12 protein-coding genes are annotated in these 12,825 nt (G+C 52.6%); 5 read left to right on the forward strand and 7 right to left on the reverse strand.

Annotation, left to right across the window (positions count from 1 at the left end; genetic code table 11):
- Positions 1–18: 18 nt before the first annotated feature.
- The 3 genes from HCZ99_RS04020 to HCZ99_RS04030 form a co-directional block, all read right to left on the reverse strand.
- Positions 19–885, reverse strand: coding sequence for a shikimate dehydrogenase (locus tag HCZ99_RS04020; protein ID WP_167445543.1), 867 nt, complete (start codon positions 883–885; stop codon positions 19–21).
- Positions 886–1,071: 186 nt separating this feature from the next.
- A complete protein-coding gene (locus HCZ99_RS04025; RefSeq protein WP_167445544.1) occupies positions 1,072–1,671 on the reverse strand; it encodes a Maf family protein in 600 nt (199 codons plus the stop codon).
- A 10-nt stretch (positions 1,672–1,681) separates the two neighbouring features.
- Positions 1,682–2,509: a pyruvate, water dikinase regulatory protein gene (locus HCZ99_RS04030; RefSeq protein WP_167445545.1), complete on the reverse strand. Its 828-nt coding sequence runs from the start codon at positions 2,507–2,509 to the stop codon at positions 1,682–1,684.
- 693 nt (positions 2,510–3,202) lie between these two features.
- On the opposite strand from HCZ99_RS04030, the gene hemE reads away from it, so the two are divergent.
- The 3 genes from hemE (at position 3,203) to hemJ (ending at position 6,078) form a co-directional block, all read left to right on the forward strand.
- Entirely contained in the window at positions 3,203–4,240 is a 1,038-nt protein-coding gene (hemE, locus tag HCZ99_RS04035) for a uroporphyrinogen decarboxylase (RefSeq protein ID WP_167445546.1), read from the forward strand.
- A 173-nt stretch (positions 4,241–4,413) separates the two neighbouring features.
- Positions 4,414–5,523 carry a ferrochelatase gene (gene hemH / locus HCZ99_RS04040; protein ID WP_167445547.1) on the forward strand — a complete coding sequence of 370 codons (1,110 nt, stop codon included), beginning with the start codon at positions 4,414–4,416 and terminating at the stop codon, positions 5,521–5,523.
- Between the two features lie 126 nt (positions 5,524–5,649).
- Entirely contained in the window at positions 5,650–6,078 is a 429-nt protein-coding gene (hemJ, locus tag HCZ99_RS04045) for a protoporphyrinogen oxidase HemJ (protein WP_167445548.1), read from the forward strand.
- A gap of 124 nt (positions 6,079–6,202) precedes the next feature.
- On the opposite strand, the gene secB is transcribed toward hemJ, so the two are convergent.
- Together secB and HCZ99_RS04055 are read right to left on the reverse strand one after the other, a co-directional pair.
- Positions 6,203–6,712: a protein-export chaperone SecB gene (gene secB / locus HCZ99_RS04050; RefSeq protein WP_167445549.1), complete on the reverse strand. Its 510-nt coding sequence runs from the start codon at positions 6,710–6,712 to the stop codon at positions 6,203–6,205.
- Positions 6,713–7,178: 466 nt separating this feature from the next.
- Complete coding sequence (locus tag HCZ99_RS04055) at positions 7,179–7,808, reverse strand: FxsA family protein (RefSeq protein ID WP_167445550.1); 630 nt, start codon at positions 7,806–7,808, stop codon at positions 7,179–7,181.
- A 338-nt stretch (positions 7,809–8,146) separates the two neighbouring features.
- Between HCZ99_RS04055 and HCZ99_RS04060 the strand changes: the two genes are divergently transcribed.
- Entirely contained in the window at positions 8,147–8,857 is a 711-nt protein-coding gene (locus HCZ99_RS04060) for a Tim44/TimA family putative adaptor protein (RefSeq protein ID WP_175581378.1), read from the forward strand.
- Positions 8,858–9,104: 247 nt separating this feature from the next.
- Positions 9,105–10,394, forward strand: a complete 1,290-nt coding sequence (gene mltA, locus HCZ99_RS04065) for a murein transglycosylase A (RefSeq protein ID WP_167445552.1) — start codon at positions 9,105–9,107, stop codon at positions 10,392–10,394.
- A 259-nt stretch (positions 10,395–10,653) separates the two neighbouring features.
- Here the strand turns inward: mltA and rlmN are convergent, their stop codons facing one another.
- Positions 10,654–11,904 carry a 23S rRNA (adenine(2503)-C(2))-methyltransferase RlmN gene (gene rlmN / locus HCZ99_RS04070; protein WP_167445553.1) on the reverse strand — a complete coding sequence of 417 codons (1,251 nt, stop codon included), beginning with the start codon at positions 11,902–11,904 and terminating at the stop codon, positions 10,654–10,656.
- A gap of 309 nt (positions 11,905–12,213) precedes the next feature.
- Complete coding sequence (locus tag HCZ99_RS04075) at positions 12,214–12,702, reverse strand: invasion associated locus B family protein (protein WP_368484221.1); 489 nt, start codon at positions 12,700–12,702, stop codon at positions 12,214–12,216.
- Positions 12,703–12,825: the final 123 nt, after the last annotated feature.

Consider the following 12,825-nt stretch of genomic DNA (forward strand, 5'->3'; position numbering starts at 1 on the left):
AAGATCAACCTTAAATACTTAATCGGTCGAAAGGACGAATTCGCGCAAGTCCGGCGTCACATCAGGATCAATACCAAACCACTTATGGAAACCCGGCCGGGCTTGATGCAGCAACATGCCCAAGCCATCGACAATCGGATTTCCACGGTCTTTGGCCTGTGCCAGCAAATCAGTGATCAGCGGCGCATAGACAATATCGGTCACAAGGGCCGATGTTGGCAATCCGGTCAGATCAATTTCAAGGGCGGGTTGGCCAACCATGCCAAGGCTTGTGGTATTGACGACAAGGGACGCATTTTCCAAGGCGGATGGCGCGACCGGCCAATCAATCACGGTTATGCGCGGATCATTTATCTCGCCCGCCAGATCATCGGCCCGTTTGCGGGTCCGGTTGGCAAGGCGAATTTCAGGGCAGCCTTCATCAAGTAACGCCACCAAAACCGCGCGCGATGCCCCACCAGCGCCCAACACCACCGCCGGACCAGAACAAAAAGCCGTATTCGGGGCTTCTTGGCGCAGGTTTTCGATAAAACCAAATCCGTCGGTGTTATCGCCCAACAGCCGGCCATCTTTGGCAAAGGTGACGGTATTGACCGCCCCAATACGTTTGGCGCGATCGGTCAATTCATCACAAGCACGCATCGCCGTTTCCTTAAACGGGATGGTGACATTGACCCCGGCAAAACCAAGATCGCGCAAGGACGTTAAAGCCGTTTCGAAATTTTCAGGCGCAACAGGCAGCGGCATGTAACTGCCATCAATGGCATTATTTGCCAGCCAATATCCCTGCAAACGGGGAGATTTTGAATGCGACACCGGCCAGCCCATAACACCGGCCAGGCGTGACGTCCCCGAAAGTGTGCGATAGGAAGTGCGAGATGTCATAAGCCTGAAATTCCTGCCTTCTGGATTTTGCGTGCGACGTTTGTTTCGTTTTTACGGTGTGCCAACCATGAGCCCCCCGCCTATGCGGGAGTGACGGTTAAAAGTGAAACTTCGTTCTTCCCGTCATGCCCGCCACGGCGGGGATCGAGATGAACGGACACAATATGAACGGACACAATCGCATTTTTACGCCTTAAGAACACCGTGATCGCGCAAAAAGCCAATCAGCGGCAAAAGCGGCAAACCAAGAACGGTGAAATAGTCACCGCGTACTTCGGTAAAGAGCTGCGCCCCGATGCCTTCAAGCTGATACCCGCCAACGCAGTCAAATATGTCTTCGCCCGCCGTATCAAGATACCAATCAAGCCATTCTTCGGTGAAATTGCGCATGGTCAAATGGGCGGTATCAATCGTGCCCCAAATGCGAGAGCCCTCTTTATATATAACAGCAGCGGAGACCAATTGATGGGTCTTGCCGCGCAGCGCCAAAAGTTGCGCACGGGTGTTATCGCGGTCTTTGGGCTTATCAAACCAGATGCCATTGCATTCCAGCATCTGATCCGCGGCAATGACAATGCCGTCGGGCTGCTGGCGATACATGCGCAGCGCCTTCATTTCGGCCAGGGTTTCGGCGGCTTCGGCGGCGTTGGCCCCTTCGGCCTTCATCGATTGTTTATAGCCGTCCTCGTCAATCATCGAGGCAATCGCATCGCAATCCACACCTGCATTTGTCAGCATGGCGTGACGTGTTTTGCTGCTTGAGGCCAGAATAAGCCGTTGGTTCATCGTTTATATCCTATTCGTGACCGCGACGGTCATACATGGTTGCCATGATCATGGCCGCTGTTTCTTCGATCGAACGGCGGGTGACATTGATAATCTTCCAGCCGCGATCGGTAAAATAACGTCGCGCCTGATGGACTTCATCGCGCACGGCAACCGGATCGACATAATCCCCGCCCTCGCCGCGTTCGATCTGACGCAGACGGTTTTTACGGATCGACACCAATTGATCAACATCCTTGATCAAGCCAACAATCAGCGGCTTTTTCAGCTGATCCAAATCAGGCGGCAGCGGACAGCCCGGCACAAAGGGAATATTGGCGGTTTTGATCCCGCGATTGGCCAAATAGACCGAGGTCGGGGTTTTTGACGTCCGCGACACGCCGACAATCACAACGTCGGCTTCTTCCAGATCCCAGCCAGACTGCCCGTCATCATGGGACAGGGTAAAATCAATCGCCTCGATCCGGCTGAAATATTCTTCGTCCATTTTATGAAGTGCGCCAGTCCGGCCGCGCGATTGCTGGCCCAAATAGCCGGCCATCATGGTGACGGTATTATCAAGCACATGGCTGTGCGGCACCTGAAGGCGGCGACAGCCTTCTTCGAGTTTGCGGCGAATTTCACTGTCAAACACGGTGTAAAGGACAATGCCGGGATTACGTTCAATATCGGCCAAAACGCGCGCAAGCTGGGCGTCCGTTCGGATCAGCGACCAAACATGTTCATGGGCGCGGACATCAGGAAATTGCGCAATGCAGGCCCGGGCAACGCCATCAACTGTCTCGCCGGTCGAATCCGAAACCAGATGAAGATGGAAAATTTTATCTGCTTGGACCATGACCCATCCGATTTTTCGCAAAATTTGCCGATTTTTGGCGATGCAAGGATTCAGTTATCCACTTTTGACGCGCCAAGCGGTTTTTGTGTCTTTTATTTTAGGTGTTCGATATTTCGATCACACCCGTCCGTATAAGGTATATTAGCCCAACCAAGAGTTAGGGGGTCGGAGTCGGCCCTGTGGATTATTGTGGATAACGGGTGCGACTCCGGGTGCATTTTTTCCACAGGTTTTATCCTCCCCATCATACAAAGTTTCTCAGACCGTTCATCCCGACAGGGATAACTCATTATTTTTTCCCGTAATAGCAGGGATAAAGGGGCAAAAACCAGCTTAATCCACGTTATCCCCATTATTCAAAACATGCTTATCCCAAGGCAGAGTCTGAGAGTCGTTCGGAGTCGTCCCCAGTTTTCCCCAAGACCGCTTGAGATGGATCATTTTTCCCGAGTCGAATTGTGAATAAGCTGTGCGTTAAATTTAATCCCTGTTATCCACAGGTATCCACCTACAAACAACATCCTTTTTAATTAAATAAGGGTTTGGTAGGCAGAGCGTGGAAAACGTCCCGGCCAAGGCCACAGGACAAAATTAACGGGGTCAGAAGACCAATGCGTGAACCACGGGCACCGAGCCCGGGGGACGGCATTGGTCATAAATACATCCGATCGGGACAGACAGACAGGAAACCAAATGCCCAATTCGAATAAGACTTTCTTGCGTGCCCTTGCTGGTGAAACGCTGCCCGTCCCACCTATTTGGCTGATGCGCCAAGCCGGTCGCTATCTTCCGGAATACCGTGCCACCCGTGGCGAAGCAGGATCGTTCCTCGATCTTTGCTACAATCCCGACCTTGCCTGCGAAGTTACGTTGCAGCCACTTCGGCGCTATGACTTCGATGCGGCTATTCTGTTCTCCGATATCCTCGTTATACCGCAGGCCCTTGGACAGCATTTGGCCTTCAAGCAGGGTGAAGGACCACAGCTTGAGGCCATCCGCGATGCTTCGGGCCTTGGTAAACTTTCGGTCGATGGCATTCATGACACGCTTGGACCGATCTACGAGACCGTTTCAAAGCTGTCTGACGCCATTCCCGACCATACGGCCCTCATTGGCTTTGCCGGGGGCCCATGGACTGTGGCGACCTATATGGTCGAAGGGAAAGGCAGCAAAGATTTTGCCAATATCCGTCGGTTTGCCTATGGCGATCCCGAAGGATTTGACCAGCTGATTGATATTCTGGTCGAGGCGACAACGCAATATTTGCTCAAGCAGGTTGAAGCGGGCGCAGAATGCATCCAGCTGTTTGAAACCTGGGGCGGGGTGTTGTCGGAAAACGGCTTTAACCGTTGGGTGATCGAGCCGACCAAGAAAATCGTCGAAAACCTGCGCAATGTGCACCCGGATCTGCCGATCATTGGCTTCCCGCGTGGTGCTGGTTTGCATCTGATTGATTTTAAAACCAAAACCGGTGTGACCGCGGTGGGCCTTGATAGTGGCGTGCCGTTGAAATGGGTGGCGGAAAACCTTCAGAAACTTGGCCCTGTGCAAGGTAATCTTGATCCGATGTATGTGATCACGGGCGGCGATGAGATGATTGCGGAAACCCGCCGTATTCTTGAAACGCTGAAAAACGGACCGTTTATTTTCAACCTTGGCCACGGCATCACCCCGGAAACGTCACCGGAAAATGTCGATAAGCTGGTGAAATTTATCCGAAATCAAAGCTGATTTTTGAAATCAATCAAATCGATTGGAAAAATCAGTGCGTATACTGAGGTAATTCCGTTGCGCCGAAGGCCTGTTTGACCCAAATAGGCTTTCGGTGCGGAACGGGTTTTATCCATAGATTATGATTTCCGATTTTTACGGATCTGATCAAAACGCCATGAAGGATACGCTATATGTCCGAGAATATGCGTAAGAAGCGCGCGATTGTTTTGTTCAATCTCGGCGGCCCTGATAGCCCAGAGGCGGTTGAGCCGTTTTTGTTTAACCTGTTTAACGATCCGGCGATTATCAGCCTGCCCAACCCGTTTCGCTATTTTCTGGCCAAACTGATTTCCCATCGCCGCGCCCCGGTCGCACAAGAAATTTACGCCCATATCGGGGGAAAATCGCCGCTTTTGGAATTGACCCAAGAACAGGCAGATGCCCTGCAAGCGGCCCTTAATGCCGATGGTGAAGACACCACCTATGAAAATCGGTGCTTTATCGCCATGCGTTATTGGAAGCCGTTTGCCAAGGATACCGCAGCAGAGGTCAAAGCCTGGGGTGCGGATGAGCAAATTTTGCTGCCGCTTTATCCGCAGTTTTCAACCACCACCAGCGGATCATCGGTCAAAGATTGGAAACAGGCCTGCCATAAGGTTGGCTTAAGCGCGCCGATCAAAACCGCGTGCTGTTACCCGACCAATCCGGGCTTTGTCGACGCATCGGCCGAAATGATCATAACGGGCTATAACAAGGCGGTGGCCAAGGCCGAAGAACTTGGCATTGCCAAGCCACGTCTTTTGTTTTCGGCCCATGGTGTGCCAAAAGCAGTGATTACCAAGCGCGGTGATCCTTATCAGTCGCAGATTGAAAAAACCGCGGCTGCCGTGGTCGAAAAAATGGCGATTGCCGGGCTGGATTGGAAAGTTTGCTATCAAAGCCGGGTCGGTCCGATGGAATGGATTGGTCCATCCACCGAAAGCGAGATCGAACGTGCCGGCAAAGAAGGTGTTGGCCTTGTGATTGTGCCGATTGCCTTTGTGACCGAGCATTCCGAGACGCTGGTTGAGCTTGATATCGAATATGGCGAGCTGGCCCACGAACATCATGTGCCGATCTATGAACGGGTGCGTACGGTCTGTTCCCATCCGAAATTCATCAACGGACTTGTTTCGGTTGTAAAACAAACGCAAGTCGAGCTGGATGAAAAGGGCGGAGACGATTACACGGTCGAGACCCGTGGTTGGTGGTGCCCAGATGAGCATTCCTGTGCGGTGGCCAAGCAACCGGGCGGCGCATAAGCATAATTGCCAAGTTAAACAGGCCGGTTACCGCTTAGGGGCCGGCCTGTTTTTTGGTATGGTCCACACATCCCGTTGGGTCATGGCCCATTGATTATCCCCCTGCTGATTTGAGAAAAGAGAGAGATGGACACTTATAGCGTTATCAAATCCCTGCATGTCATCAGCATCATTGCCTGGATGGCGGGGCTTTTGTATCTGCCGCGGCTTTATGTATATCACTGCGAAGTCGCACCGGGCTCGGAAGCCAGTGAGAAATTCAAAGTGATGGAACGGCGTTTGCTGCGGGCTATCATGAACCCGGCGATGATTGCGTCCTGGATTTTTGGTGGATACCTGATCCATGCGGCCGGTGTGATGACCGAAGGCTGGTTTCACGTGAAATTGCTGTGTGTGGTTCTGATGACCGTATCGCACATGATGCTGGCGCGGTATCGCCGGGCGTTCGACGCCGATGCCAATACCAAATCACAGAAATTCTTTAGGATTTTCAACGAAGTACCAACCATCTTGATGATTATCATCGTCTTTATGGTGATCGCCCGCCCGTTCTAAAATAGGTGCGCGATTGTGGTGTAAGACCGGGTGTTTTAAAATTCGGCCTGACTTCATTACGATATTAAAATAAAAAGGCCGCCAAATTGGCGGCCTTTGTTTTGATGTCGAACCAAATAGGGATTTAGGCGTTGCCCGCAGGCTGGCCTTCCATCTGTTTGGCGAATTTTTTGCGGAAAAGATCAGCAAAATCAATCTGCTGCATCATAAGCGGCGGGAAGCCACCATCCGCGGTCAGATCAGAGACGATCTTACGGACATATGGGAACAGAAGACGCGGAACTTCGATCATCAGAACCGGCAGACGATGCTGTTCTTCAACATTCAGGGTCACAACCGCGCCATACTGAAGTTCAGCAATGAAGGCGACCTTTTCGGCGACTTCGGCTTTGACGTTGATTTTGATCGTAACTTCGTGAAGCTTCTGATCCTGAGTGGTGCGGGCCTCAACATCGACGTCGATATTGATTTTCGGCTGCTGCTGAAGTGCGACACTTTCCGGTGCATTGGGATTTTCGAACGAAAGATCCTTGATGTACTGGGTGTGGATCGTAATCGGGTTCGCAGGCGCTTGCTGCTGTTCGCCGCCCTGTTCTGCACCGCCCTGCTGTGTACCGGTGGTATTCTCGGCCATTAAGTATCGCTCCCATTAAATTCGGTCTTGATCAGAAATAAGCCATTCAGGCCCCGATGAAAGGGCATGCTGTGAAAATGTCGGTCGATATATGCTTGGACCGGCTGAAATGCTTGTTTCTGACGCCGCAACCCTGCGGCAGATGATCTGGGGTAGCATGTCTTTATCATGCGAGCAAGCCAATCGGACGCGGTTTGGCGCGGTTTTAAGCCGTTTAGAACCAGCGCAATGCGGTCCCGGTGTAGGCTTCCAACCAGCTGTTCGCAAACAGCGCGTGGTTGCTGTGTTGCGGGCGGTATGATTGTTGCTGCTGATTGTGCCGGCCCTCCCTGCCAAAACCGGGGGTAGACCGGCTATGGCATGGGGATGATGGGCGTGACTGGGATATGAAAGTGCTTGCGGGCTGATCAAGGCAACGGCAAAGGCACGCACACCGATTGCCCGCGCGGCGAAGCGTTATGTTATTTTATGATGACGTGTGGGGCGGCAAGGTGCGCGACCCGTTATTGTTATCGGGATCATTGTCGTCATTGTCATCATCGTCGTTTGAAGGGTCCTTCGGACCATTTGACGACGCAGCGTTGCTGTTGCCCTGGTTGGGATGGTCATCGGGGCTGATATCTTCGAAGTCGCCATCAATGATCGGGCCGCTGCCCGGGCGGCCATTGGGGCGGTGCGACTGTTGCGCGCCCGGCCCACCATATCGGCGGCCGCCGCCAAAGTTGGTGCGAATATTGCCCGACTGGACCAGTTTCATGATGACTTTTGCCCCGACCAATTGGCGCAATGGCGGAACCAACAGCAAGAAGCCCATGGTATCGGTGACAAAGCCCGGGGTCAGCAGCAATACGCCCGCAATCAGAATGCAAATCCCGTCAAACATGGCCCCAATTGGCATTTCGCCCTGATCCATCTGACTTTGCGCCTTGGCGAGGGTTTGCAAACCTTGGGCGCGCATCAGCGAGGTGCCGATAATTGCAGTCAGGATCACCACACCAATGGTCGGCCATAGGCCAATTAACTCGCCGGCCTGAATAAAGACCGCGATTTCAATGATGGGGATGGCGACAAAGATGGCCAGAAAATACACGCCCATTGGTGCTCCGTTAAAGGGGACTAACCCGCATTTGGTTCAAATTCACAGCGGATTTCGCCGCCAGATCGTGGTCACATACACAATTATTACAGAAAACAACTTGGATTTCAGTGATTTCCGATTAACCTGCTGAATGTGTTTATCGTATACTTAACCTTATAACTCGACGAAATTACGGCAGTTTGCCAAGAACCCAAGAAGATCAAGGTGAAGACGATCACATTTAAGGTGTGATCATAGGTTGCCCTTGCATTTGGTTGGGTTCATACCATTTCACAACCATGGTCGGTTTGTTCATTTCGACCTTTTTGAAACCCCAAAGATCAAGAGTCCGGATCTTGCAATATTTCGATATTTTTCTTTTCGCTCTGATCGCTGTTTTCCTTGTTCTGCGCTTGCGCAGTGTTCTTGGCCGTCGTACCGGCAACGAGAAACAGGGACCATCAGATGTGTTTGGCCGTCAACAACATGATGACGCCAATGGCAGCCCCGCTGAAAATGGCGCGGCGCCAAAACCTGATAATGTCTATCGCCTGCCGGATTCCGAAAACGCGCCCGCCCCGGCAGATGTTCCGAGCGGCATTTACGCCACATTGCAGAAAATCCAAAAAGCCGATTCAAGCTTTACCCAGAAGGATTTCCTCAATGGTGCGCGCATGGCATTTGAAATGATTGTCGAATATTTTGCCAAGGGCGACAAAGATTCCCTAAGCCCGCTGCTTTCGCCAGAAGTTTACAAGAACTTCACCGCGGCCATTGATGCGCGGTCGGAAAAGGGTGAACACGAAGAAACCACCTTGGTCGGCATTAAAAGTGCGACGATCCATGATGCCAGCTTTGAGGGCCGCACCGCCTATGTGACGGTGAAATTCGTGTCCGAAGAAGTATCGGTTGTTCGCAATGCCGAAGGTGAAGTGGTTTCAGGTGATCCCAATCAAGTGGTTGAGGCCGAAGACCTTTGGACCTTTGCGCGCAATACGGAAAACAAAGATCCAAATTGGCAGCTGGTGGCAACCGAAACCCCGGAAGACGAAGACAGCGCTCTTTAATCCCTTAAGCGTTCTGATGTCGTCAAAAAATATAAGGCGGCCCGTGTGATGCGGGTCGCCTTTTTTCTGTTTGGGACCATTTTGTGCCATATCGGGCGTGCCCGGCATAACAGCATCTTTGAATTATCGGCTTGTTAAGCATGTTTGGCGAAAATTGCCCTGCGTCGGGCCGGGCGATGAAGCGTGGCTGGGCGTTTTTTGTGTATCGCCTTTTATGTCCCGCTTTGTCAGTTAAACGAGTGCCATCTTGAAAAGACGTTTGGTTTTATCGCGCAGCCTTTCCTTGTTATCGATCTTTGTCGGGGCGGCATGTGCGCTTGTCTGGATGTTTTGGCCGGAAATTAACGGCCTGATCACGCAAAACTCCCAAAAGACCGAAACGGCAGATGGCAAAAATGATGCGCCAAAAGACCATCTGACCCTACGCCAGGTGACATATGCCGATCTTGATGGTTGGCAAAGCGATGACATGCGCGGGTCGTTGCGCGCATTCCAACGATCCTGTCGGGCGATGGTGCGCCGTACAGATGACCGTACGGTGGGGCCAGATGCGCGTATGGGTACCATTGGCCAGTGGCGCGGGGCATGTGAAACCGCACTTGCACTGGATGCTGGTACCTTGCGTAAGGACGATGCACGGGCGTTTTTCCAAACTGAATTTACCCCGTATCTTTCGGGCAATGGCGATAAGACCGAGGGGCTTTTTACCGGCTATTACGAACCGGAACTGCGCGGCAACCTGACCCGCGAGGGTGAATTTCAAACCCCGATCTATCTGAAACCCAATGACATGGTGTCGGTTGATCTGGGGGATTTCAGCGACGATTTAAAAGGCAAGAAGCTGGTCGGGCGCCTGTCGGGCAGTCGTTTAAAACCCTATTATGACCGGGCCGAGATTGAAAATGGCGCGCTTGCCGGGCGTGATCTTGAAATGGTGTGGGTCGATGATGCGGTTGATGCCTTTTTCCTGCAAATTCAGGGATCTGGCCGGGTGGTGTTGCCCGATGGCAGCGTGTTGCGGGTGGGGTATGCCGCGACCAATGGCCGCGCCTATTACGCGATTGGCCGTGAATTGATCGAACGCGGCGCGCTGACGCGCGAAACCGTATCGCTTCAGACCATCCGCAAATGGCTGCATGACAATCCCGACGAAGCCGATGCGGTGATGAATACCAACGCATCTTACGTGTTTTTCAATCCGCTTAAGACCGATCCCAATGACCCAGACGCCGGACCGCTGGGATCGCAAGGTGTTCCGCTTGAACCCGGGCGGTCGCTTGCCGTGGATCGGCGGTTCCATGCCATGGGGGTTCCGGTGTGGTTGGAAACAAATGATCCGATGAATGCGGACCGTAAATTCCATCGTTTGATGGTCGCACAGGATACGGGGGGTGCTATTCGCGGGCCGGTGCGCGGGGATATTTTCTTTGGCCCAGGCGAAGACGCGGCCCTGTTTGCCGGGCATATGAACCGGCCGGGCCAAAAATACGTGCTGCTGCCCAAATCCATTGATCCCGCCCAATGGCCAGCGCAGTAGGATTAAAGCCGCACTGACCGTGCCGGGGGCAATTGAATCTTTGATTAAAATCCACAGGTGGGTTGGGTTTTATTTCCAAATTAGAATTAGATAAATAACTCTGTATGGCTAAATCGTTTTGCTCCTACGTGAAAAAAGTGCCATCAGATTTTGCCCAAAAACGTTAATCAGCAAACCGGTACTCCGCACATAAAAAAACACCGGATAGCGGGGCCATCCGGTGTTGATCTGTCTGGAAGCTCTTTTTGGCGGGGTGGCCCTATTGGGCGGCAACAACACCTTCGCCATCTGAGTCCGATTTCGCACAGCCACCGGCGGTCGCGCGTGATTTGCGCTGACGCTGGCTTTCGGATTTAAGCTGACCGCAGGCGGCAAGAATATCACGCCCACGCGGCCAACGAATTGGCGCTTCGTAGCCGTTATCAAGCAGAACTTGCGCGAACTTCTTGATGTCGTTGGTTGGCGTGCATTCGTAATCCGAGCCCGGCCATTTATTGAACGGGATCAGGTTAAATTTGCAGTGAACGCCTTTGACCAGTTTGGCCAGTGCGCGGGCATGTTCAGGCTTGTCATTGACACCTTTGAGCATGACATATTCCATGGTGATCGGCCGCGAATTGGACATGCCCGGATAATTCCGGCAGGCATCCATCAATTCTTTGAGCGGGTATTTCTTGTTGATCGGCATGATTTCGTTGCGCAGGTCATCATCAGGCGCATGCAGCGAAATCGCCAGACCCACACCGAGTTCCTCGCCGCAGCGAACGATTTCAGGCACGACACCGGATGTCGACAGCGTTACGCGGCGGCGCGAGATCGAAATGCCTTCGCCGTCCATGGCAATGCGCAGCGCATCACGGACATTTTCATAGTTAAACAGCGGTTCCCCCATGCCCATCATAACGATGTTGGACAGGCGACGGATGCCATTGGACGGGGTTGGCCATTCGCCGTAGCTGTCACGTGCAATCATGAACTGGCTGACGATTTCGCCTGGTGTCAGGTTGCGCACCAGAAGCTGGGTACCGGTATGGCAGAACTTACAGGTCAGCGTGCAGCCAACCTGCGATGAAATGCAGACAGCACCACGGTCTTCGTTGCGATCAGGGATATAGACCGTTTCGGCCTCGTTGCCGTCGTGGAACTTCATCAGCCACTTATGGGTATCATCCGAGCTTTTTTGATCGGCAGTCAGAACCGGACGTCCGACATAGAAATCCTGTGCAAGGCGATCGCGCAGCTTTTTGGAAATGTTGGTCATGTCCTCGATGTCTTTGACACCGCGGTTATAGACCCAGTTCCACAGCTGTTTGACGCGGAACTTGCTTTCGCCCATGTCGGCCATCAGTTCGGTCAATTCTTCGCGGGAAATACCAACCAAATCACGACGTCCGTCGGCTGCCTGCCCGTTGGCGGCGCGCGTGACGAAGTCAGACAGCGAAGGACCGTTTGCGGCGGTGCTGTCTGTTGCTGGCTGTGCGGATGCGTTTTCAGTCAGGACGTCGGTCATCCCGGTCTCTCTCTTGGTTTTGGTGGTCGTGCGTTTTGTCGCTCTGGACGGATCGCAATATGGCGATTTTGCCCATCACGGACAATGTGCCGCGATGATTTGCGATCATAACAGAAAATCGATCAGAATGCGTGTCTTGGCCCGCGAATTTGGCAAGCGGACCTTAACGACAATAAACTCAGCCCCGCATATAGCGGGGCTGAGCCAATTTAGAAACGATAAATTTCACATTGCAGCTATCGCGCATGCGCAATCACGGTTGCAATATGGGCCGCAGAAGGCATCCTTCTGCGTTTGTTGGCCAACCGATTAGTTTACCGGTCTTACGTTGCAAGACTTTGAAATCGCGTTATAGGCAGCGGTAAAGCCAGACAGCGAATAGGTGTCAGTGGTTTTTGTGCCGCGCGATGAATAGCCGACAACCACCATTTTGGACCCTGCCCGCATGGCTTTGATCAATTTCTGATCGCCTTCGCTGGTGGATGCCCACGCGGAATCATCATGGGTAAACAGCTTGAACGATTTTGAATCGATTTGAAGGTCCACCTTGCTGTCGGTCTTATAGGTATAACCGGTGATGAAGCTGACTTCATTGAGCAGTTTGAGCGACGGACGATGGGTGACCATCGCATAAATCCGACCGCGTTTGGTGTAGTCGCCTTTTGCCGAGGTTGGCTGACTGCCCATATAGCAGACTTTTTTGCCTTTCTCGGTGTAGGTATAGGCTTCCCACTTGCCAAAGACATCAATCAGCTTTGGGGTGTTCTGAGCTTGGGCGCTGGTAAAAGGTACTGCCACGGCGAAAGTACTAACCAGGGCCAAGAAGGCAGCAGCCAGCGAAGTTCTGACGAGACGATGGGCGTTTTTTTTCATGAGGTCGCGTATCGTGTCTAGAAGTTTCGGGATGGGCCCGGAACGGGA

It is taken from the genome of Thalassospira lucentensis (genome assembly GCF_011806425.1).
In the GTDB taxonomy this organism is placed as follows: domain Bacteria; phylum Pseudomonadota; class Alphaproteobacteria; order Rhodospirillales; family Thalassospiraceae; genus Thalassospira; species Thalassospira lucentensis_B.